The 23,201-nt window shown below is 71.1% G+C and carries 13 protein-coding genes; 11 read left to right on the top strand and 2 right to left on the bottom strand.

Going from position 1 to position 23,201, the window contains the following annotated elements; all coding sequences use genetic code 11:
* Positions 1–4 precede the first annotated feature (4 nt).
* The 10 genes from HCC30_RS16315 (at position 5) to HCC30_RS16270 (ending at position 20,340) form a co-directional block, all read left to right on the top strand.
* On the top strand, positions 5–3,166 hold the full coding sequence (locus HCC30_RS16315; RefSeq protein WP_169443261.1) for an amidohydrolase family protein: 3,162 nt from the start codon (positions 5–7) through the stop codon (positions 3,164–3,166).
* Positions 3,167–3,304: 138 nt separating this feature from the next.
* Positions 3,305–3,868, top strand: a complete 564-nt coding sequence (locus HCC30_RS16310) for a GNAT family N-acetyltransferase (protein WP_169443260.1) — start codon at positions 3,305–3,307, stop codon at positions 3,866–3,868.
* A 192-nt stretch (positions 3,869–4,060) separates the two neighbouring features.
* Complete coding sequence (locus tag HCC30_RS16305) at positions 4,061–5,413, top strand: MFS transporter (protein WP_169443259.1); 1,353 nt, start codon at positions 4,061–4,063, stop codon at positions 5,411–5,413.
* Positions 5,410–6,594, top strand: a complete 1,185-nt coding sequence (locus tag HCC30_RS16300) for a CaiB/BaiF CoA-transferase family protein (RefSeq protein ID WP_169443258.1) — start codon at positions 5,410–5,412, stop codon at positions 6,592–6,594. Before HCC30_RS16305 ends, HCC30_RS16300 begins: the two co-directional genes overlap by 4 nt.
* Before the next feature lie 51 nt (positions 6,595–6,645).
* On the top strand, positions 6,646–7,845 hold the full coding sequence (locus HCC30_RS16295; RefSeq protein WP_169443257.1) for an acyl-CoA dehydrogenase family protein: 1,200 nt from the start codon (positions 6,646–6,648) through the stop codon (positions 7,843–7,845).
* A gap of 42 nt (positions 7,846–7,887) precedes the next feature.
* A complete protein-coding gene (locus HCC30_RS16290; RefSeq protein ID WP_169443256.1) occupies positions 7,888–8,874 on the top strand; it encodes a LysR family transcriptional regulator in 987 nt (328 codons plus the stop codon).
* A 265-nt stretch (positions 8,875–9,139) separates the two neighbouring features.
* A complete protein-coding gene (locus HCC30_RS16285) occupies positions 9,140–13,870 on the top strand; it encodes a helicase-related protein (RefSeq protein ID WP_169443255.1) in 4,731 nt (1,576 codons plus the stop codon).
* Entirely contained in the window at positions 13,867–15,381 is a 1,515-nt protein-coding gene (locus HCC30_RS16280; protein ID WP_169443254.1) for an NERD domain-containing protein/DEAD/DEAH box helicase, read from the top strand. Before HCC30_RS16285 ends, HCC30_RS16280 begins: the two co-directional genes overlap by 4 nt.
* Positions 15,378–18,551 (top strand): helicase-related protein, encoded by a 3,174-nt coding sequence (locus HCC30_RS29195; RefSeq protein WP_169443253.1) that lies wholly within the window; start codon positions 15,378–15,380, stop codon positions 18,549–18,551. Before HCC30_RS16280 ends, HCC30_RS29195 begins: the two co-directional genes overlap by 4 nt.
* Positions 18,532–20,340, top strand: coding sequence for a DUF1998 domain-containing protein (locus HCC30_RS16270; RefSeq protein ID WP_169443252.1), 1,809 nt, complete (start codon positions 18,532–18,534; stop codon positions 20,338–20,340). The genes HCC30_RS29195 and HCC30_RS16270 overlap by 20 nt, the downstream gene beginning before the upstream one ends.
* Positions 20,341–20,368: 28 nt before the next feature.
* Here the strand turns inward: HCC30_RS16270 and HCC30_RS16265 are convergent, their stop codons facing one another.
* Together HCC30_RS16265 and HCC30_RS16260 are read right to left on the bottom strand one after the other, a co-directional pair.
* A complete protein-coding gene (locus HCC30_RS16265) occupies positions 20,369–21,871 on the bottom strand; it encodes an MFS transporter (protein WP_169443251.1) in 1,503 nt (500 codons plus the stop codon).
* Between the two features lie 52 nt (positions 21,872–21,923).
* Entirely contained in the window at positions 21,924–22,418 is a 495-nt protein-coding gene (locus HCC30_RS16260) for a VTT domain-containing protein (protein WP_169443250.1), read from the bottom strand.
* Between the two features lie 395 nt (positions 22,419–22,813).
* Between HCC30_RS16260 and HCC30_RS16255 the strand changes: the two genes are divergently transcribed.
* The gene (locus HCC30_RS16255; protein WP_169443249.1) at positions 22,814–23,059 is read left to right on the top strand and encodes a hypothetical protein; all 246 of its coding nucleotides are present in this window, start codon (positions 22,814–22,816) and stop codon (positions 23,057–23,059) included.
* The last annotated feature ends 142 nt before the right edge of the window (positions 23,060–23,201 follow it).

Raw genomic sequence — 23,201 nt, 5'->3', positions numbered from 1 at the left:
CCGCATGACACCTTCCTGGACACCCCGGGTTCCCGGGCTTTCCCGGCCTTCCCGACGCACCCTGCTCAAGACGGGTGTCGTGCTGGGCGGCGGGGCCGCGCTCGAACTGGGCGGCCCCGCCGGTGAGGCCCCGGCCGCGAGCCGGGGCCTCGTGGTCCGGCAGGCCACCAACATCGCCCTCAGCTGCCATCCGGCCTCCGGCCGGCTCGTGTTCGACGCGCACAACGTGCTCTGGCTGCTGCCCCTGGAGGGCGGCACCGCCACCCGGCTCACCGACGATCTGGAGGACGCCACCTGGCCGTCGTTCTTCCCCGACGGGAAGCGCGTCGCCTTCCAGTCGTTCCGGAACGGCAGTTACGACATCTGCGCCGTCGACCTCGCCACCGGTGAGGTGGAACGTCTCACCGACGGTCCGGGGTACGACGTCGACCCCGCCGTCTCCCCCGACGGCACCCGCATCGCCTACGTCTCCGACACGGACGGCACCAGCGCCGTCTGGGTGCACGATCTGGCCGAGGGGCGCTCCCGTCCCGTCGCCGGCACCGACGACGAGGACGCGTACCGCTCCCCCACCTGGCACCCGGACGGCCGGAGCCTGGCCTGCGTCGCCGGTGAAGTACGGCTGGACACCGTCGACTTGAGCTCGGGGCGACGCAGGACCGTGCACACCGCGCCCGAGGGCCACGCCCTGCGCGGCGCCTCCTACGGGCCCGGCGGGCAGCTCGCGCACATCGCCACCGCCGGGCCCGAGGCCACCCTCCGTCTCGACGGCAAGGCGCTCACCGAACCGCCCGAGGAGCCCGCGCCGTTCCCGCCCGGCTGGCTCTCGGAGGACGAACTCGTGCACGCCGGCGCCGACGGCCGCATCGTCCGCCGCCGCACCGGAGCGCCGGACGCGACCGAGGCCATTCCCTTCGCCGCCGCGCTCGCCCCGCCGGGCACCCCGCCCGCCATCGGGCAGCCCGTGAGCCCGCCCCGGCGGGCGCGGGCGCTCGGGCTGGCCGGGCCCGTGCTGTCGCCCGACGCCTCCGCCGTCTGCTTCCGCGCGCTGGGCGCGCTGTGGCACCTGCGGCTGGACGGCTCGGGCGGCTCCGAGGCCGAAAAGGCCGTGGACGACGGCTACTTCGCCGCCGACCCGTCCTGGTTCCCGGACGGGAAGTCCGTCGCGTACTCCAGCGACCGCACCGGGGTGCCCAACCTCTGGAAGCACACCTTCGGCTCCGCCGGCGGGGACGAGCAGCTCACGGACCTGCCGAACGGCGCCGTCGCGCCGGGCGTCGCGCCCGACGGGAAGCGCGTCGCCTACCAGGACCAGGCGGGTGCCACCTGGGTGCTCGACCTGAAGACCCGCGACTCCCGCCGGATCGCGCCCGCGAGCGAGCAGCCCGGGCGGCCGTCCTGGTGCCCGGAGAGCCGCCGGGTCGCCTGGGCGGTGACCGCCCCCGTCTCGGCCCGGGACGCCAACGGCCACCACCGCGTCCAGGTCGTCGACACCGCGAGCGGGAAACGGTCCGTGCACGCCGTCGCGCCGCACCGCTCCCTCGCCACCCGCGGCGACGACGGTCCCGTGTGGAGCCCCGACGGGCGCTCCCTGCTCGCCGTCGTCGACAGCCTGGTGCACCGGATTCCGGTCGCCGCCGACGGCACCGTCACGGGCGAACCCGTGCCACTGTCCGAGCGGGTCGCGGACGCGGTGTCGGTCTCCGCCCGGGGCGACGTGCTGTTCCTCTCGCTCGGCGAACTGGTGCTGCTGCCGCACGGACCGGCCACCCGCGCCACCACGTACACACCGCCGCTCACCTGCGTCCAGCGCCCCGCGCCGCCGCGCACCGTCATCCGGGCCGGGGCGCTCTGGGACGGGCGGGCCGCCGGGTACCGCCGCGACGTGGACCTCACCCTGGAGGACGGGCGGATCACCTCGATCACCCCGGCACGACGCGGCACCGAACCCACCGTCGACGCCTCGGACCGCACCGTGCTGCCCGGCCTGATCGACGTGCACAACCACTGGCACCTGCGCGGCCGCCAATGGGCAGGACGGCAGGGCCCGCTGTGGCTGGCGTACGGGGTGACCACCAGCCGCTCCACCGGCGACCCCGCCTACCGGATGGCCGAGACCCGCGAGTCCCTGCACTCCGGCGCCGCGGTCGGGCCGCGCTATCTCGGCTCGGGCGAGCCGCTGGACGGGACGCGCTGCCACTTCGGGTTCATGCGCTGCGTCTCGTCCGCCGAGCAGCTCGACCGGGAGCTGGAGCGGGTCCTCGCGCTCGACTACAACGTCGTCAAGTCCTACCAGCGGCTGCCGGTGGGCCTGGAGCGGCGGCTGGTGCGGCGGCTGCGGGCCGCCCACGTGCCCGTCGTCTCGCACTACTTGTACCCGGCGATGGTCACCGGGCTGAACGGGATGGAGCACACCGGCGGCGAGAACCGGCTCGGCTACTCCCGCACGCTCAGCTTCGCGGGCGGCCGCACCGCCGAGGACACCGTGCAGCTGCTCAGCCGCTCCCACATGTGGGTCTCCTCCACGCTGCTGTTCGCGCACGAGATGTTCCTGGAGAGCTCCGACCTCGTCACCGACCGGCGCACCAGAACCCTCTTCCCCTCCTGGGAGTACGCGGCGCTCAAGAAGCAGGTGGAGGCGGCCGGGAGCGAGGACACCGCGCTGGACCGCGCCTGGACCGAGGGCGACGTGGACCTGCTGCTGCGGGTGCACCGCGCGGGCGGCACCGTCGTCGCCGGTACCGACGCGCCGCTGGACAACCCGGGCATCGGCCTGCACCAGAACCTGCGCGCCATGGTCAAGCACGGCTTCTCGCCCCGCGAGGCTCTCACCACCGCCACCGGCAACGCGGCCCGCGCCCTGGGCGCCGAGGACGAGCTCGGCACCCTCAGGGCCGGGGCACGCGCCGACCTGCTGATCGTCGACGGCGACCCGCTGCGGGACATCACCGCCGCCGCACGCGTCGACCGGGTCTTCGTCGACGGCCACGGACACCGGATACCGGAACTTCTCGCCCCCTACGAGAAGTCCGCCGGCTCCGGCACTCCGGCGGCCCCCGCCGCGTTCACCACAGGGGCGGCACCGGACGGGACGGGGTCCCTCGCCGGCACCGGATGCTGCCGCCCCCGCCCCGGGACGCCGCCGGCGCGGACGGCCAGGGCGTGACCCCAGGCCGGCCCCCTCGACTCCCCCGTCCCCGGCACAGAAAGGGCACCACAGGAACCACCGTTTGAGCACCCGCACGCACGACCACGCACCACACCGCGGGTTACCCCGCGCCCACTCCCTACCGAGGAACTCCGAATGATCGAAATCGTCGACCCCGTCAAGACCGAACGCCTCGCGCTGCGCCCGTTCACCGAGGCCGACGCGGAGGACATGCTCGCCTTCGAGTCGCTGCCCGAGGTGGCGCGCTACCTGTTCAACGAGCCCCGCACGCCCGAGGACAACGCCAAGGAACTCGCCACCCGCCAGGGCCAGACGGCGCTGCGCAAGGAGGGCGACACCCTGATGCTCGCCGTCGAGCTCGACGGCACCGTCATCGGCTACACGCTGCTGGTGTGGCTCAGCGAGGAGCACAAGCAGGGCGAGTTCGGCTACGTCCTGCACCCCGCGCACCACGGCAAGGGCTACGCCACCGAGGCGTCCGTCGAGATGCTGCGCATCGGCTTCGAGCAGCTCGGGCTGCACCGGATCATCGGCCGCTGCGACCCGCGCAACACCGGCTCCGCCGCCGTGATGGAGCGCATCGGGCTCCGCAAGGAGGCCCACTTCGTCGAGTCGGAGATCTTCAAGGGCGAGTGGGGCGGCGAACTCCACTACGCCATGCTCGCCACGGAGTGGCAGAACTCCCGCTGGTCCAGCTGACCTTGGCAGATCCTTGCCCGGCCCCGGTCGCCCGTGCGGGCGGCCGGGGCCGTCGGCGTCCAGGGCCCCGCTGTTCGGCCACGGCTGTCACCGTGGCACGGATTTCCCGCCTTGTCCCAGGCCACGGCGTCGCCGAGGTTGGGGGGCGGCGCAGCACCCGTCGACGAGGACGGGGCGCCGAGGGAGGATCACATGGCAACTGCCGGCACCGGGGCGCCCGAGCTGTCGCCCACCCGTGCGGACCGCAGGGCCTGGGGCGTCGTCGTCCTGCTGTTCGTCTTCTTCACCCTCAACTTCGCGGACAAGGCGGCGGTCGGGCTGGCCGCGCCGCAGATCCGGGAGGAACTGGGGCTGAGCGCCGGGGAGTTCGGGCTCGTCGGCAGTGCGTTCTTCTGGCTGTTCGCGGTCGGCGCCGTGGCCCTCTCGGCGGCGCTGTCGTGGATCTCGTACAAGTGGGCCGCGGCCCTCCTGATGCTCACCTGGGTCGCCAGCATGCTGCCGCTGACGGTCCCGACGACGTTCGGGGTGCTGCTCGCCTCCCGCATCGCGCTGGGCTTCTTCGAGGGTCCGGCGCACGCCCTGTGCCAGAGCGTGGTGGCCGACCGGTTCCCGAAGGAACGGCGGGCCTTCGCCGGGGCCGTGGTCAACGCGGGCTCCTCGGTGGGCCCCCTGCTCTCCGCTCCGCTGCTGACCTGGGTCATCGTCACGTACTCCTGGCACGGCGCGTTCCTGGCGCTGATCCTGGCGGGCCTGGTCTGGCTGGCCGTCTGGCTCCGGTACGTCGAACGGCAGCCGCTGCGCAGGCGGGCCGGGAGCGGGCGCACCCCGGAGGGCGAGGAGGACCCGAACGGGCACCTGGACGTGCCCTTCCTCCGGCTGCTGCGGCTGCCCAGCTTCTGGGGGCTCAGCCTGCTGTCCTTCGCCGGGTACCTCATCACCTCGCTCAAGGTCTCCTGGCTGCCCGCCTTTCTCGGCGAGGGCCTCGGCTACGGGGCGACCACCGTCGGCTGGCTGGTCACCGTGCCCTACGCGCTGGCGGTCGTGGTGCTGCTCGGCGCCGGGTACCTCTCGGGGCGGCTGCTGGCCCGGGGGCACAGTTCGCGGGTGGCGCGCGGTCACCTCACCGCGGCCCTGATCGTGCTCGCCGGGCTCAGCATGATCGCGTTCTCCCGGATCGACTCGGGACCGGTCCAACTGGTGCTCGTGGTCTGCACGTTCTCGGTCAACAGTGTCGCCTTCTCGGTGGCGTTCGCGGGCGCGTCCGACTTCCTGCCGCGGCACCGGCGCGGGGCCTTCTTCGGCTGCGTCATCGCCGTCTACAGCGTCGCGGGGATCGTCGCCCCGTACGTGCTGGGGCTGATCGTCGAGGCCGGGCCGACGGTCTCCGAGGGGTACGCGAACGGCTTCCTCGCCGTCGGCGTCACCATCTGCCTCGCCGCAGCCCTCGGCGGCCGCCTGCTCGACCCGGAGGCGGCCCGCAGACGGCTGGAGGCCGAGACGGCCCGCCGCGGGGCCACCGAAACCGCCGACAGGAGGACGTCATGACCGGGGAAGCGCCGCTCGCCGGGTTCCGGGTGGTCGACCTGGGGCAGTACATCGCCGCCCCCGGCGCCGGCCAGCAACTCGCCGACCTGGGCGCCGAGGTGGTCAAGGTGGAGAGCCTCGCGGGCGACCAGGCACGGTCCGTCGGTCCGTTCGGCCAGGCCATGCTGCACGCCAACAACCGCGGCAAACGCAGCCTCGCCGTCGACCTGCGGCGCCCCGAGGGACTGCGGGTGCTGGACGAACTGTGCGCCGCCTCGGACGTCCTGCTGCACAACTTCCGCAACGGTTCCGCCGACCGCCTCGGCATCGGCCCGGAGCGCACCCGGGACCGCCACCCGCATCTGGTGTACGGCTTCGTGTCCGGGTTCGGCAGCCGGGGCCCGTCGGCCGCGAGGGCAGGGCTGGACATCGCCGCCCAGGCCGAGTTCGGGATCATGCACACCACCGGCGAGGCCGGGCGCGAACCGCAGCGGGTGGGCTTCACCGTCGCCGACGTGCTGGCCGCGAACGCGCTGGCCTCCGGCGTCCTCGCCGCCCTCCTCCGGCGCGCCCGCACCGGCACGGGCGGGATCGTCGAGACCTCGCTGATGGAGGCGGTCGTCGCGGCGCAGGCCACCCAGTGGGCCGGCTACCGGCTCACCGGGGAGCCGCCCCGCCGCACGGGCAACGGGCAGCCCGCGGTCGCCCCCGCCGCCGACCTCGTACGGACCGTCGACGGCGCCGTCGTCGTCTCCGCCTACACCGCGGCCAAGTGGTCCGCGCTGTGCGCCGCCATCGGCAGACCCGAGCTGGAGACCGACCCGCGCTTCGCGGACAACGCCTCGCGGGTCGCGCACCGGGCCACGCTGAAGGACGTCCTGGACGAGGCACTCGGCCGGCTCACCCGCGCCGAGGCCGTCGGACTGCTCACCGCGCACGGCATCGTCTGCGGCGCGGTGCGCTCCTTCGACGAACTCGCGACGGACGCCGACCTGGCCGCCTCGGGGCTCCTCGTCGACCTGACCGGACCGGCCGCCGACGCCCCCGCCGCGCCCTGCCGCCTCGACGGCACCCCGCGCGGCCGCACCTCGCCCGCGCCCGCGCTGGGCGCGCACACCCGCGAGGTCCTGCGCGAACTCGGCCGCGAGGAGGCCGAGATCGACCGCCTGGCCGCCGCCGGAGTCGTCGGCGAGAGCCCCTGACGCCTGCCGGCCCACCATCCGCCCGACCCGACGCACACCGAGGGAGCACCCATGACCCCGCCCGCCGATCCCGGCCTCACCGACCTCGACTTCGACACCTACCTGCGCCGCGTCGCCGCCTTCACCGACGAGGAACTCATCCCCGGCGAGGCGGAGATGGCCGCCGCCGGGGAGGTGCCGGAGCGGCTGGTACGGCGGATGGCCGGGCTCGGACTGTTCGGCGTCTCCATCCCCCGGGCCTACGGCGGCCTCGGGTGGAGCATGACCCAACAGGTGCTGCTGACCCTGGAGTTCACCCGGGCCTCGTGCGTGTACCGGTCCCGCTTCTCCACCGTGATCGGCCTGTGCTCGCAGGCCGTCCTCGACCACGGCACCGAGGCGCAGCGGCGGGAGATGCTGCCGGAGATGGCCGCGGGACGCCGGGTGACCTCCTTCGCGCTGACCGAGCCGGAGGCGGGCTCGGACGCCACCAACGTCCGCACCGTCGCCCGGCGTTCGGGGGACGGCTGGGTGCTGGACGGGGAGAAGCGGTACATCACCAACGCCCACTGGGCCGACACCCTGCTCGTCTTCGCCCGCACCGACGAGGGGAACGCGCGGGAGATCTCCGCCTTCCTCGTCGAGCGCACCGCCCCCGGCGTCACGACGCGGCTGCCCGAGCAGATGAACGGCCACGCCGAGGGCCCGGTCGCCGAGATCGGACTGGACGCGGTGACCGTCCCCGGAGACCGGCTGCTCGGCGGCGTCCCCGGCACCGGGCTCAAGGCGGCGATGCGCGGGATCAACCACGCCAGGCTGCACGTCGCCGCGACCTGCGTCGGCCAGGCGACGCGGATGCTGGAGGAGGCGACCCGGCACGTCACCCGGCGGCGGCAGTTCGACGCGCCGCTCGCCGACCTCGGCGTCGTCCAGGCCGAACTGGGCCGCTGCTACGCGGAAATGGAGGCCGGACGCGCGCTCACCCTGGACGCGGCCCGGGCCTTCGACGCCGGCGAGGTGCCCCGGCAGCGGATCTCCGCGGCGAAGCTGTACTGCTCGGAGATGGCCGGCCGGGTCGCCGACCGGTGCGTGCAGCTCCTCGGCGGCGAGGGCATCGTCGGCCCGCACCCGGTCCCGCGGATGTGGCGTGACGTGCGTACGCTGCGGATCTACGAGGGCTCCTCCGCCATCCACGAGCGGAACCTCGGCCGCGCGATGATCCGCTCGGTCTCCGCCGAGGGGGTCCTGCCGGACAGCTACCGGGTCCGCTGAGCCCGGCCGGGGACGGGCCGACGACAGGAGGGGAGCGCGCCGATGGAGCTGCGCCAGCTGGAGTTCTTCCTGGCCGTGGTCGAGCACGAGGGCCTGAACCGGGCCGCGCAGCGGCTCTACGTCTCGCAGCCCACCCTGTCGCAGGCGATCCAGTCCCTCGAACGCGAGCTCGGCGTGTCCCTGTTCCACCGCGCCGCGCGCCGCAGTCTGACGCTGACGTCGGCGGGCACCCTCCTCGTCCCGAAGGCACGCGCCGTGCTCGACGGTGTGGTGGCCGCACGGGACGCGATGAGCCGCGCCCGTGACGTCAGGTCGGGGTCCGTCGCGATCGGGACGATGCCCGAGATGTCCAGCGACGCGGTCGCCTCGTGGATCACCTCGTTCCGCTCCCGGCACCCGGACGTACGGCTCGACGTCGCCGAGTCGCCCGGCGCGGGCGCGCTGTGCGCCGAGGTCGTGGCGGGGCGGCGCGAGCTGGGGTTCACGACCAGACCGGTCCCGGAGGACGGCCTGGACTTCGTCGAACTCGGCGTGCAGCGCCTGCTGTTGGTGATGCCGCCGGGCTCGCCCGCGCCGGAGGACGGGCGGCTGCCGCTGGACGCCGTGGGCGGCCTGCCCCTGACGGTGTGCGCCCTCGCCCGGCGGGAGAACGACCGGGTGTGCTCGGCGCTGCGCGAGTTCGGCGTCGAGCCGCGGCTGACGGCGAGCATGCCGAACCGGCACGCCCAGCTCACCCTCGTCCTCGGCGGCGGCGTGCACGCCTTCCTGCCGCTCCGGATGGCGGTGCAGGCACGCCGCCTCGGCGCCGTGGTCGTGGAGACCGACCCGGTGGTGTCGGTCCCGTTCGGCATCGTGCACCGCCACGCCGCCCTGAGCCCCGCCGCCGAGGAACTCGTCCACGAGTGCCAAACCACCCTCACCGCCTGGTACACCGCCATCGACCACCACCGCACCGAAGGCACCCCCCTCCTCGACGCGGCGGACCGGGCCTACGGGGAGGTGCACCCGACTGCGCGGGGCGGGGAGTGACGGCGGCGTCGGCTCTCCATTCCCTCGGCGGGGCAAGCCCCTCTGCCGAACGTGAACACGTTCGCCACAAACTCCGTTCTTCCGGGTCGAGTTACCGATCTGACAGCAAGAGACGGTTCCCGGCGGCTGCAGGTACTACAGTCCGTTGCACGCCGGTGCGAGACGTGACGCACCGTCGGAGAAGACAGCGATCGACATTCAGGAGCCAGTAGGTGCAGGTCTGGCGGCGGTGCATCGCGGGGACGGAAGGCGAGGCGGTGCAGACGTGACGACGAAGAGTGCCCGGTGGGTCCCCGACACGGGGTTGGTACGTGAAGTCGAGAATCTTTTCGGACGGGCGATCGATTCATATCGAGCGAATCCGCACCTGATCACGGAACACGCCAACCACGAGGAGTCCATCCGGGTCGGCGGCTATTCCAACCGCACGCTTCTCGAGCTGGTCCAGAACGCGGCCGATGCGATGTCCGGGGCCGAGGAGCACGAAGAAGGAGCCGGTCGCGTCGAGATCGTCCTCGACCTCGGGCAGCAGACCCTGTACTGCGCGAACGCCGGACGCCCCTTCTCCCGCAGCGGTCTGACCTCCATCGCTCACGCGCACCTCAGCGGCAAGCGGGGCGACGAGATCGGGCGGTTCGGTCTCGGATTCAAATCGGTGCTCGCCGTCAGCGATGCCGCACAGGTCTTCAGCCGATCCGTTTCCTTCGAGTTCAACTCGCCCTCGGCGAGGGAGAAGCTCGCCGAGGTCGAGCCGACCGTCAAGAGGTTCCCCGTCCTCAGGACCGCGACCCCTCTCGACGCGGCGACGGAGTTCGACAAGGACCCGATCCTGGCCGGGCTCGCGGAGTGGGCCTCCACCGTCGTCAGACTGCCGCACGCCGCGAAGCTGGACAACCTCAGGAAGGAGATCGAGGAATTCCGTTCGGAATTCCTCCTGTTCGCCGGCGCCGTGCGCGAGGTCCGACTCCAAGTGCTCGGCGGCGAGGAGGAGTTCGTGACGAGCCACGTGTCACGGGACCTCGGCGACGGCAGGTTCCGGATCGAGCGTCCGGACGGCGACCACGACGAGTGGTACGTCGAGAACCGGATGCATCCGCCCAGCTCCGAGGCCCGGGCCGAGGTCGGCGAAGCGGTGTCACGTGACCGCGTGAAGGTGACGGTCGCCTTACCCGCTCGCCGCGGCCAGCTACGGACGGGTGAGTTCTGGTCGTACTTCCCCCTCCAGGACAGGACGTCCGCCTCCGCCCTCTTCAACGCTCCCTGGAGCGTGAACGACGACCGCACCACCCTGCTCGAGAACACCTACAACCGAGAGATCCTCGTCGGTCTCTCCGAGATGTTCGTCGACATGCTGCCGAAGGTCTCGTCCGAGCACGATCCGGCCGCGCACCTGGACTACATGCCGGCCCGTGGTCGTGAGACCCACTCGTTCGGCGACGAGATCCTCTGTGCCCACGCCCCGTACACCGCGGCGAAGCGAGCACTGATCCCCGACGCGACGGGTGCCCTGCACGCTCCGTCGGATCTCCGTCCGCTGGACTTCGCTCTCATCGGCGAGGCCGACAGCAAGGACCACGAGAGATGGATCCGGTCCCCCAACACCGGTGACGACGTCCCGCACTGGCGTTGCTACGCCAACAACCAGCGCATGGCCCGGCTGCGGCAACTCTTCATCCGCAGCGTGTCCTCCGCGTTCCCGGACGGACGGTTCAGGGACGAGGCGAAGGCACTCGACAACGTCCCCAGCCGAGGCATCCACTCCTGGCTGCGCGAGTGGGCCACGGGGAACGACATGAGCTCCGCCGAGCAGGCTCTCGAGTTCGTCCTGATGAACCCGAAGATCAAGGACATCCGGTCCGCGAAGGTCATTCCGACGACCGGTGAGATGCGGTCCCTGAAGGACTGCAAGGAGGTGTTCCTCGAGCGGGTCGACGACCTAGACATCGAAGGAGCGAGCTTCGTCCACCCGGAATTCCTGGCGCGCCCGGGAGTCGAGAACAAGCTCGTCGCACAAAGGTTCCGGAAGCTGGACCCGCTCGCGATCCTCGAGGCGAGGCTGGCCAAGCTCTCCAGGGCACCGGAGGACCCGCAGGAACATTCCAAGTTCTGGGACGCCGTCCTGGAAGTACCCATAAACCAGGCGCAGAAGGTCGTGTCCCGCGACCGGACGGGCAGCCTCAAGGTACCGACCCGTGACGGCGGCTGGGCCCGCCCCTCCGACGTGCTGGACATCGACGGGCTCGGAGAACTCGCCCCCGAACGGCTGTTGGACCGGACGAGGTGCACGGCACAGATCGCGCACACGGCAGGGACCATCCACCTTCCCGTGCCCGCGTACTCGATCGAGGACGAGGTCTGCTTCGAGGAGTACTGCCGGTACGTGACGGGCGAGCTCAACCGGAGTCTCGGCCCCGGCGAACGCCGTGTGGAACGGATCGAGTTCGACAGGAACGAGGGTCCCGGCCCCTTCTCCGTCCTCCTCATGCTCCAGGAGGCCCAGGCCCCCGACCACATCCGTGAGACGTGGACGGCCCAACTCCTCAAGTTCGACGAGGGCGAGTGCTGGGCCTGCGAGGACGTCGACACGCAGCAGACCCACCGGGTCGTCCCGCCGGTCCGGTGGGCGGCGATGCGTGCGGGGCTGCTGAAATCGAGCCGCGGTTCACGGGCCCCCGGCCAGGTCGTCTCCGCGTCGCTCGTCGAGTACGCACCGCTGCTGCCCCTCTTCCGCGGACCGCGCCACGTGGAAGACGCGCTGCAGCTGCCGAAGGACTTGGACGAAATCCCTGCCGAGGTGCTGCGCGAGGCGCTGGAATCGGAGGTCTTCTCCTCGGACGTCAAGAACAGCACGCTGACGACGTTCGTACTCGCCGCCGGCAGGGGCGCGTTCCCCGACGGCCATCCGGACCTCGTCCCCGCACGCGTCGGCCGCGGCATCGAGGCGCGGCGGCCCGACACGGTGTACCTGGCGACGACCACCGAGGAAGCCGCGTTCCTCGGTTCGCGGCACAAGCCGTACCTCTGGGCGGACCAGGAACAGGCGGACGCACTCGTCAGGGAGGTCGGATGTCGCCGTTTCGAGGAAAGCTTCTCCTTCTCCCTGCTGGTCGAGGGGCAACAGCACCCGGAACGCGTCATCGACCTGTACCCCGGGCTCCGTTCGACGTTCGCCGTCGAGAAGGTCAGGGACGCGACCGTGGCGAAGGCGGTCCACGTCGTGAAGCGGATCACCACGGACGACGGGGCCGAGGACAAGTCTCTCGACTGGCACCTCGACGGGCCGACGCTCGTGGTCCGAGCGGACCTCGACAAGAGGCGTGTCCTCGAGTGCCTCGGCGAGGCCTTCGATCTCAGGCTGTCGAACGCCGACTTGAGCAATGTCCTCCAGGTGGGCATCGACCGGAAGCTGGAGCAACAGCGACGAGCCGCCCGTGCCGCGTCCACCGACACGGAGCGCCTGGAGGCCTACTTCGGTGACGACACGCTCAAGGAGACCCTGCCGAAGGGACTCTGGCAGGCGCTCGAGGCGCAGAACCTGGTGGACCACTCCACGTCCGTCGCCGAACTCTTCCTGACCGTCTACGGCAGCGACTCGATCCGGCTCCTCAAGGACCAGTTCAGCGACGAGGGGTACACGGACGTTCCGCAGGAGTGGGCGGGCAGGACGCCGACGATCGACTGGCTCCGGAGGATGGGGTTCGGCGCCGCGTACACCGGACGTCGGAACCAACGCCAGGACGACGAGTTCGTCGTGCCCGGTGCCGTGCGGCTCAACCCGCTGCACGAATTCCAGAAGACCATCAGCCGGCGCCTGCGGACCGTGCTGACCCTCCCGGGAACGGACGGACCCGCGCAGAAGGGCCTGGTCGAGCTTCCGACGGGCGCGGGGAAGACCCGGGTGGCCACCGAGACCGTCCTGCGGCTCTTCGTCGACGGCGGTCTGAGCGGAACCGTGCTCTGGATCGCGCAGTCGGCGGAGCTCTGCGAACAGGCGGTCCAGACGTTCAGCACCGTCTGGAGGGGGCTCGGTGACGAGAGCCCGTTGACGATCGGTCGGCTCTGGGAGAACAACACGGTCCACGAACCGGACACCGAGTTCAGTGTGATCGTGGCCACCGACGCCAAGCTCGAGACGCTGCTCGACAACCCGGCGTACGACTGGCTGACCCGGCCCTGTGCCGTCTTCATCGACGAGGCGCACCGTGCCGGCGGGTCCAAGCGCTACACCGGCATCCTGAAGTGGCTCGGTGTCGACGGCCGCAGCTGGGAGCGTCCCTTGGTCGGCCTCTCGGCCACCCCGTTCAAGGGAACGGCCGACCACGACGAGCAGACCAGGGAACTGGCGGCCCGGTTCGGCAAGCACAAGATCCAGGCCTTCGACGAAGGCAACGCGTACGACGAGCTGTCGCGCATCGGCGTCCTCGCACAGGTCAGGCACGAGGTGCTGCCGGGTGTCGACGTGGACCTGGAACCGGGAGAACTGGAGCACCTGAGCACCAAGGGCAAACTCGAGCCCCGGGTACTCGATCGCATCGGCCGGGACCAGGCACGGATGAAGGTACTCGTGAACCACATCATGAGCCAGGACCCCCAATGGCCCGTACTCGTGTTCACACCGAACGTCCTGTCCGCCCAGGTCCTGGCCGCGACGCTGCGCTGTCGACAGGTCGAGGCGGCGGCGGTCAGCGGACAGACCGGACGACAGGAACGCCGCGACGTCATCGAGCGGTTCAAGAAGGGAAAGATCCGCGTTCTGGCCAACTGTGACCTGCTCATCCAGGGGTTCGACGCCCCGGGTGTCCGCGCTCTCTACATCGCGAGGCCGACGTTCAGCCCCAGCGCCTACATCCAGATGGCAGGCCGTGGGCTACGGGGCCCGCTGAACGGCGGCAAGGAGGAGTGCCTCATCGTGGACGTCGCCGACAACTTCGGTGCAGCCAACGACTTCCTCGGCTATCGGGCCTACGAGGACCTCTGGACGGAGCGGGGAGCATGATTCTCATCCCGGATCTCGCCGAGATCGAGAAGGCCGCCACGAGCGAAGCCGAGCGTCGGGTGGCGCGGCTGTTGGACAAGGTCGCAGGGCCGCGTGACGCGGCGGCCTTCCACTCCGTCGGCCTCCGGAGCCACGCGGTCAAGCAACAGAGCGAAGCGGACTTCGTCGTGCTGTGGGACGGCGTCGTGATCCTCCTGGAGGTCAAGGGAGGAGGCGTGGTGAAGCACAACGGCGTCTGGTACAGCGTCGACCGCCACCGCGACTGGCACAAGTTGCGCGAGTCGCCGATGGACCAGGCGCAGTCGGCCGTGCGCGCGTTGCGCAGCATTCTGCGTGAGGAGGGCATCGGCTGGTTCGCGGACGAGGCCGTCGTCGTCACGCCGGACACCGACGGCCTTCCTCCCGCCATCGACTGGAAGGGCAGCCACTGGTGGGCGAAGGAGCAGATGACGGTCGCCGCGATGACGGACGCCTTGGACAGAGTGGCCGGGGGAGCGAAGCAGGCCCCCTTCGGCGTCAAGGTCGCCCGGCCCGACTCCCTTCGGTCCCGCCTCTTCGGTGAGTTCGCACGGATGCCCGTGATCGATGCACAGCGCGGCGCCGTCCTCGAGGAGCAGAACCGGGCGACCGACGGGCAGGCCCGGGTTCTGGCGTCGCTCTCGCGCAACCCGAGGCTGCTCGTCTTCGGTGGTGCGGGTACCGGAAAGTCCCTGGTGCTGGCCGAGGGCGCGAAACAGGAGGCGGGCGAGGGCAGGTCCGTCCTCGTCACCTTCCATTCCCCGTCGCTGGTCGACTTCTTCGGGCCACGGATCGAGGGGAGGGACATCGACCTGCTGCCGTTCGCGAAGCTCTCCGGTGACAAGCAGTACGACGTCGTCTTCGTGGACGAGGCGCAGGACCTCATGAACTGCGACGGCATGGACGCACTGGACGCCGTGATCCGCTCGGGCCGCTCGGGCGGGCGTTGGAGGATGTTCCTCGATCCCAACAACCAGGCACGTGTGGACGGCGACTTCGATCCCGAGGTCTTCGAACTGGTCCAGCCGGAGGCACTCCAGTTCGACCTCGACCGGAACGTCCGCAACACCCGTGCCATCGTCCACGTGGTGCAGGAGTACCTCGGTGCCGACATCGGCGACCCGGGCATCGTGCACGGTGACCGGGTGGAATGGCACTGGGAGAAGCCGGCCGACGTGACGGCGGCCCAGGAGTTGGCCCGCGAACTCGTGTCGAACGGGGCACGCCGCGAGGACATCTGGATCATCAGCGTCACCGCCGACGAGGCACCGCGAAGGAACGGGTCCGGGTTCCTCGTGACGAGCCCTCGGTACGCCAAGGGTCTGGAGGCCGAGCACGTCATCGTCTGTGACCTGCCGCGGACGTACGACGACAGAGAGCTGGCCGCGTTCTACGTGGCCGTCACCCGAGCCCGGGTCGCGCTCCACGTGATCGCGTCGAAGGACGACAAAAAGCGGCTCCAGGAGCTCGTTCGAAAGCAGGTCGGCAAGTGACCCTCACGACGGCCCAGGAGAAGGCCCTCGAACACCTCCACGCGTCCTACGTCGGGCCCGAGGCCGGCGACGAGGAAGTCACGACGAACTTCCCGCACCGGCAGTACGCCGTCGGCATGCTGTTCCCCGTCGACAAGGAGCGCCACGCGTCCCGTGACGCCGACGAGGCGGGCCAGGAGCTCTCCGCCGACGTCCCGGAGGGCGATGTGGAGGAGGGCGGCTCCGACGTGCCCCTGGCGGAGGACTGGCGGCCCTCGTCGGTCGCGCTCTCCTTCGTCACGGACGGCGACTCCGTCCACGTCGACTTCTCGTGCGGCACCTACGCCTCCGTCGACACGGACGGCCCGCCGAGTTGGCGTCGAAGCCCGTACCACGTGCCCGACCTCGTACTCCGCCGGAACCAGCCCCCCGAATCGCTGACCGTGGGGAACGTTCCCGTCCAGATCGGCTCCCGGTGGCGCTCGCTCCGGGGCGATTCCTTGGTCACGGTGCACGTCCGGGTTCTCGCCGAGAGCGAGCAGGACGAGCGGATGGACATCGCCGGAATGCTCTTCCAGGTCCGGCTGGCGGTGACCCCCGCCGAGGGCGCCCAGATCCTCGAGTACGACACGACGCGGTCGTTCGACACCGACCCGGAGTCCGCGGAGCTGCGCCTGCGCTACCGCAACAGGCGGAGTTACGCGGTCGGGCACGGCATGGCTGCGAACTGGGAGTTCACAGCCGGCCGCTGCACCGGGGTCTTCCTCGACCCGATGCCCTCGTTCGTCGTGCCCGCCGTGGAGACCACCGGGTTCGACGAGGGGACGGCCGAGTCGGAGGCCCTGGAGCTGGAGCACCTCCAGCAGATCGACACGGACCCCGACACGGTCCTCCGGTCGTTGGACGCCTTCGTGGACGCGTTCGCCGCCTGGACGTCCGAACAGCTCGACCGGGCGAAGGGCTTCGACGAGGGCGGCAGGACGGCGACCGACATCGCCGAGCGTTCACAGGTCGCCGTCGACCGCATGCGGGAGGGGGTGCGTCTGTTGCGCGATCCGGAGCGTCAGGAGCTCCGGACGGCGTTCTCGCTGGGCATGAAGGCCATGCGGTTGCAGATGCGGCAGGCCGCGATCAACCGCGGAGAGGGGGAAGCCCGGGAGCCTCGATGGCGACCGTTCCAACTCGGCTTCCTTCTCGTCTCGTTGGCCTCCACCGTCGATCCGACGCACGAGGACCGGGAGGTCGTCGACCTCGTCTGGTTCCCCACCGGTGGCGGCAAGACGGAGGCCTATCTCGGTCTCGCGGCGATCGAGATCTTCCGCCGCCGACTCGTCCACGACGTGGCCGGCGGCGGAACTGCGGTGATCACCCGCTACACCTTGCGTCTCCTGACCTCCCAACAGTTCCAGCGCGCTGCGGCGTTGATCTGCGCGATGGAGCGGCTGCGTGCCACGGACCCCCGGGTGAAGGGGATGGTGCGGTTCTCGATCGGTCTCTGGGTGGGCAACGAGGTCACTCCCGGATCGCGCTCGGAGGCCCGGAACGCGCTCGAGCGTCTGTTCAAGGCCGCCCGTCCGGAAGAGGCCAACCAGTTCCAGGTCGAGAGCTGCCCCTGGTGCCTGACTCCCCTGGTGCCGCGGGCCAAGAGCAACAGGCCGGACGACTACGGCATGCGGCAGGTCGGAAGCGACGTGATCCTCCATTGCGTCGACACGTCGTGCCCGTTCCGGGAAGAGCTGCCGTTGGCCGTCGTCGACGACGTCCTGTACGACGATCCGCCCACGATCCTGCTCGCCACCGTCGACAAGTTCGCGCGGCTCCAGTTCCGCCCGGAGGCGGGGACGCTGCTCGGGATCGGGACCGTCTCCGAACAGCCGTCCATGGTCATCCAGGACGAGCTGCATCTGCTCTCGGGCCCGCTCGGCACCACCGTCGCCGTCTTCGACGCCGTCATCCAGCTCCTGTTGAGCAGATCCGGCACGAGCCCCAAGGTCGTCGCGTCGACGGCCACCATCCGCGCGTCCGACGAGCAGGTCCGAGGACTGTACGGGCGTGAGGTCGCGCTCTATCCGCCGTCGGGCCTCGACGACGACCGGACCTTCTTCTCCCGCCCGGTGGAGAACGGCGAGGGACGGCTCTACGTCGGTCTCATGCCGCAGTCCGTCTCCCAGCCTTCGGCCGTCATCTCGGCGGTCACCCCGCTGGTCGAGATGCCGGCGGCGCTCGCCGCCCGGGCCCCGTCCGCCGCGTCCCGCGACGCGTACTGGACGCTGGTCATGTATCACAACAGCCTTCGGGAGCTCGGCCGGACGGGCACCCTGGTCGTCGACGACGTCAACGGTCGGCTGGAGCCGCGCGCCGGCCGGCTCGGCCTGCCACTGCGTCCCGTCGGTGCGGGCAAGGTCCTGGAGCTGACGAGCCGCCGTGGGGCCGAGGAACTGCCGAAGGACCTCCGTGCGCTCCGGGTCAGGGCCGACGAGTCGTCGGACGCCGTCGACGTGGTCCTCTCCTCGAACATGCTCTCCGTCGGCATCGACATCCCGAGGCTCGCCCTGATGCTGATGGTGGGGCAGCCGAAGACCACGGCCGAGTACATCCAGGCGACCAGCCGGGTCGGGCGTGGCGACACCAAGGGCATCGTCGTCACGCTCTTCAGGTCGAGCAGGGCCCGCGACCGGTCGCATTTCGAGACCTTCCGCGGCTACCACGAGGCCCTCTACCGCAGCGTGGAGCCGACGAGCGTGACACCGTGGTCGCTGGCCTCCCGCGAACGGTCCCTGGGCGGCGCGCTCGTCGCGCTGCTGCGGCATTCGTTCACCCCGCTCGCGGAGAACGACGCGGCCGGCGGTTTCGACCTCGAGGACGACCTCGTCGGCGAGGCCGTCAGCGGCCTGGTCGAGCGGTTCCTCGAATACGTGACCCGTGCGGACGGTCTCGAGGCGGAGGAGACGCGCGCTGCCGTGTGGCGCCTGCTGAAGGATTGGCACCGCAGGGCGGCCGACGCTCGCGAGTCGGGGGAGTCCTTCCACTACGAGCGGCGGAATCAGGAACAGGCGGCCCTGTTGAAGAGGTTCGGCCAGCCCGGCGAGGGGTGGCTCGTCGGGGACTCGATGCGGGACGTCGAGAGCAACGTGGCGGTCGAGGTCCAGGAACCGCAGGAGGAGGTGCACCGTGGAGAGGATCAAGCATGATCTGCGTCTCTCCGAGGCGATCTCGCCGTTCGGTGTCGGAGCGATCGTCGACGTGCGGGGGGAGTCCCTCATCGCGGCGGACACGTCGTGGTGGGACAAGAAGTTCGCCCCGGAGGTCAGTTGCGAGCGACTGACAGCCCGTCTCGGAGCGGGTGTCCTGCGGCAGCCTCCGACACACGCGGGTCACTCGGGCAAGGACACCCCCTCGTTGCCCTACTGGCGGTTTCCCGCCTGGCGGTTCTGCGAGCGCTGCGACAAGCTCTCGAAACTCACCGGGAAGAAGAAGGGCAGGTGGAGCAACACCTGTGACTGCGACGGCCTGCTGGTACCGATGCGCTACGTGGCCGTCTGCGAGCAGGGCAGCCACATCCAGGACATCAACTGGTTCGCGTGGGTGCACCGTGGACGCGCGGCCCGCCTGAACGAGGAGGTCCGTTTCTGCCGGGACTACAAGTCGCTCAGGTTCAAGCGGCTGGCCGACCGTGGTGAGGGTCTCGCGGCCCTGAACGTCAAGTGCCACGGCTGCGGTAACGCTCGCAGTCTCGCGGAGCTGGTGACGAAGGGGGCTCTGCAGCGGGACGGGATCCGGTGCACGGGACGGCAGCCCTGGGAACCGGAGAGCTCCGTCAAGAAGCCCTGTCCCCACCAGTTGCTCGCCGTACAACGTGGTGCCACGGGCAACTACATCGCGAAGAAGATCTCGGCCCTCGACATCCCGGAGGAGCGGCCGAGATCCGCGGAGATGACGGACACGATCCGCGGTCACGTCTTCTTCGAGAAGGTCGTGTCGGACAACGGCGGCCCCCAGGCAGAGATGGTGGCCGAGTGGATCGCGGACGAACTCCCGGACGGGGTGACCGCGGAGGACGTCCTCGCGGCCGCTCGTGGGGAGGAGAGCGGGACCGAGGAGATGCTGCTCGACCTCAAGGACGGCGAGTGGGCGGCCTTCCTCAAGAAGCTCGACGGCGGACCGGACGGCACGGGAAGCGACTTCGTCGTCGACGGGTGGCGCTTCGAAGGCGTCCCGGCCCCGCCGAGCCTGCTCAGCAGCATCAGCGGCATCGGGCAGGTGCGCCGGGTCCGTGAGGTCCGCACGCTGTACGGGTTCCGCCGCCAGAACGCGGACGCGGCGATCGTCAAGGCCGACCTGGGCCCGGACCAGTGGCGTTGGCCCACCTATCCGGCGATCGAGCTGTTCGGTGAAGGGATCTTCCTGCGGTTCGACGAGGAGACGCTCGCCGCCTGGGAGGCGCAGCCGGACGTGCAGGCACGCGCCGGCGTCCTCAAGCAGCGCAGGGCGGGCACTCCGTGGGCGGACCAACTGGACGTTCCCGAGCCCCGGTACGTCGCGCTGCACACGTTGGCCCATCTGCTGATCCGTCGGCTGGCGTTCGCGAGCGGTTACGCGTCCGCCTCCCTGCAGGAGCGGATCTATGCGAACTCGGACCGTACGGACAACACCGCCGGCATCCTGATCTACACCGCCGCCGGTGACGCGCAGGGAACGCTCGGAGGGCTTGTCCGACTCGGAGATCCCGACAAGTTGATCCCGCTCCTGGTGGCCGCCCTGGACGACGCGGACTGCTGCTCCAACGACCCGGTCTGCATCGAGAGCGACCGGCAGGGGTCCTCGCAGCTCAACCTGTCGGCCTGTCACGGTTGTTCGCTGGTGAGCGAGACCTCCTGCGAGACGGGGAACCGGCTTCTGGACCGCCAACTGCTCCTGGGCGGCAGCGAGGTGAGGGGGCTGCTGGACGACGTCCTGGAAGAGGTACGCCGGATCGGCTGATTGCTCCGGACCGGCCTGCGTCCCCCCGTCACTCCCCCCGCCCCACCCCCGCCCCCTCCTCCGTCTCGTCAGAGGGGGACGGGTGGTGGAGGGGTTTGGAGGTGACGAGGGTGGCGGCGAGGAGGGCGCCGAGGACCATGACGCCGACGGCCAGCCAGGTGGCCTGGTTGAAGCCGTGGACGACGGCCTCGCGGGCCATTTCGCGGCGCATGCGGGGCTCGACCGGGTGGTCGCGGATGTAGTTGCCGGTGATGCTGGTGGCGACGGTGTTGAGCAGGGCCGTGCCGATCGAACCGCCCACCTGCTGGGCGGTGTTCACGGTGGCCGAGGTGACGCCCGAGTCGTGTGCGGCGACGCCCTGGGTGGCGGTCGAGATGACGGGCATGAAGGTGAGGCCGAGGCCCAGGCCGAGGAGCAGTTCGGCCGGGAGCAGGTGGCTGACGTAGCTGGAGTCCACCCGGAGCTGGGTGAGGATCAGCATGCCGCCGGCCGCCATCAGCATGCCGGGGGCCATCAGCAGCCGCGGCGCGACGTATGGGAGCAGGCGGGCGGAGATCTGGGTCGAGCCGAGGATGATCGCGCCGCTGATCGGCAGGTAGGCCAGGCCGGTCTGCAACGGTGAGTAGCCGAGGATGCCCTGCATGTAGTACGTCAGGAACAGGAAGACGCCGAACATGCCGATGGTGGCCATGCCCATCGTCAGGAAACTCCCGGCCCGGTTGCGGTCCTTGACGATGTGCAGCGGCAGCAGGGGCGTACGGGCCCGGCGCTGCCAGAGCACGAACAGCACCAGGAGCAGCACGCTGACGCCGATCAGCGCCAGCACCAGGGCGTCGCCCCAGCCGCGGGGTTCGGCCTCGCTGACGCCGTAGACGAGGGCGACGAGGCCGCCGCAGCCGAGGATGACGCCGGGGATGTCCAGCCGTGCCTCCGCGTGCCCCGGCCGGTCGTGCAGCAGCGTCAGGGCGCCCAGGACGGCAACGGCCGCGATGGGGATGTTCACGTACAGGCACCAGCGCCAGTCCAGGTACTCGGTGAGGACGCCGCCGAGCAGTAGCCCGATGGCCGCGCCGGAGCCGGCGACGGCGCCGAAGACGCCGAAGGCCTTGCCGCGCTCCCTCGGGTCCGTGAACGTCGTGGACAGCAGCGAGAGCGCGGAGGGCGCGAGGAGCGCGCCGAAGGCGCCCTGGAGGGCGCGGGCGCCGAAGAGCATGCCGGGGCCCGCCGCCGCCCCGCCGATGGCCGAGGCCACGCCGAAGCCGATCAGCCCGATGATGAAGGTGCGTTTGCGGCCGACGTAGTCGGCGACGCGGCCGCCGAGCAGCAGCAGGCCGCCGAAGGCGAGGGTGTAGGCGGTGATCACCCATTGCCGGTTGGCGTCGGACATCTCCAGGTCCCGCTGCGCCGAGGGCAGCGCGACGTTCACGATCGTCGCGTCGAGGACGACCATGAGCTGCGCGAGCCCGATGACGACCAGGGCCCACCACCGGTGCGGGTCCTGCACCGGCCCGCCTGCCCGCGAGTCCGACATAGGTTTCAGAACAGCACGGAACGCGGCCTCCGGCATCCGCGCGGGGTGCGCGTCAGGATTCGCCGGCCGCGGGCTCGGGCTCCGGGGCCCGGTCCGTGCGCGCGGCCCTGCGGCGGCGGTAGGCGATCAGGCCGCCCGCCGCGAGGACGAGGACGGCGATCCCGGCCACGCCGAGCGCCGCGTGCTCCGCGAAGAGCCTGCCGAGCATCTCCAGGGCGCCGATCCCGGCGGTCGCGTAGAGCAGCGCCCAGCCCGCTCCGCCGACGAAGAGCGCGGGGAGGTAGCGGGTCAGCGGCATGCGCATACTGCCCGCGAGGAAGTTGGCCGCGGTCTGGAAACCGACAGTCAGGAAGGAGACGGCGACGACGGGCGCGCCCCAGCGCTGGATGGCCCTCTCGACGCGCTGGAACTTGGAGGCGGAGATCCGTTCGGCGAACCGGCTGCGCCGGGCACCGGCGGCGGCGAGCCGGCCGACGGCGAAGGTGCCTCCGGCCCGCAGCAGGACGATGACGTACAGGCCGGCGGCCGTGAGCAGGACCTTATCCACGAGCCCTCGCCCCCGCGCCCTCGATGTGGTCTGCCGCACCCGTCGCCCGCTGCCGCGGGGCTCGCCGTCGCGGGCCCTGGACGGGCACGAGCCTGGTCTCCATACCTCACCTGCGTCTGGTTCTGCCGGTTCCGCCCCCGCGTCCGGGCCGGGTTCCGGGCTGCCGGTCCTCGCAGAGTACCGCCGTGCCCCGGGCCCGCCGGGCTCGGCCCCTCGGCGGAACCGTCCGGCACTGCCAGGTTAAGCGAACAGATGTGCCTCTCGGGGGCTCCCGGTGGCCGGGCGGGACCGGTGAGCGATTTTTTTCGGAATCACTGTCCGGAACGGTGTAAGGATCGGGCGGTTCCGCTCTCTCCCCGGGTGCAAGACGTTCACTTCCCCCGAGGAGAACCCCCATGCACCCCTCCCTGACGGCGCTCCTGAACCGCCGCCCCGGCCGGCCGGCGGCCCTCCCCTGCGACGGCCTGGTGCACGACGACGCCGCCCTCGTCCGGGCCGCGCGAGGCGCGCTGACCCGTACCGAGCAGATACGGCGGGTGGCGGCGACGCTGTGCGGCGCCGACGTCGGCTGGGCGTGCGCCCGATGCACGCGCCGCGCCGAGCGCCTCCTCCCCGGACTGGTCGGCGAGCTCGTGCCATGACGGACGCGAAGGCCGGCGGAGACCGGGTTCACGCGGAGTTCGCGCGGGATTTCCCCGGACGATTACGGGACTTGGGACGGGCGTCCGGAGAAGCGGATGACGGGTTTACCGTGCGGGCGGCTTCTTTACCTTCCCCATGGAC

Source organism: Streptomyces sp. HNM0574 (genome assembly GCF_012726235.1).
Taxonomy (GTDB): domain Bacteria; phylum Actinomycetota; class Actinomycetes; order Streptomycetales; family Streptomycetaceae; genus Streptomyces.
This window is presented reverse-complemented; position numbering and strand designations above follow the sequence as displayed.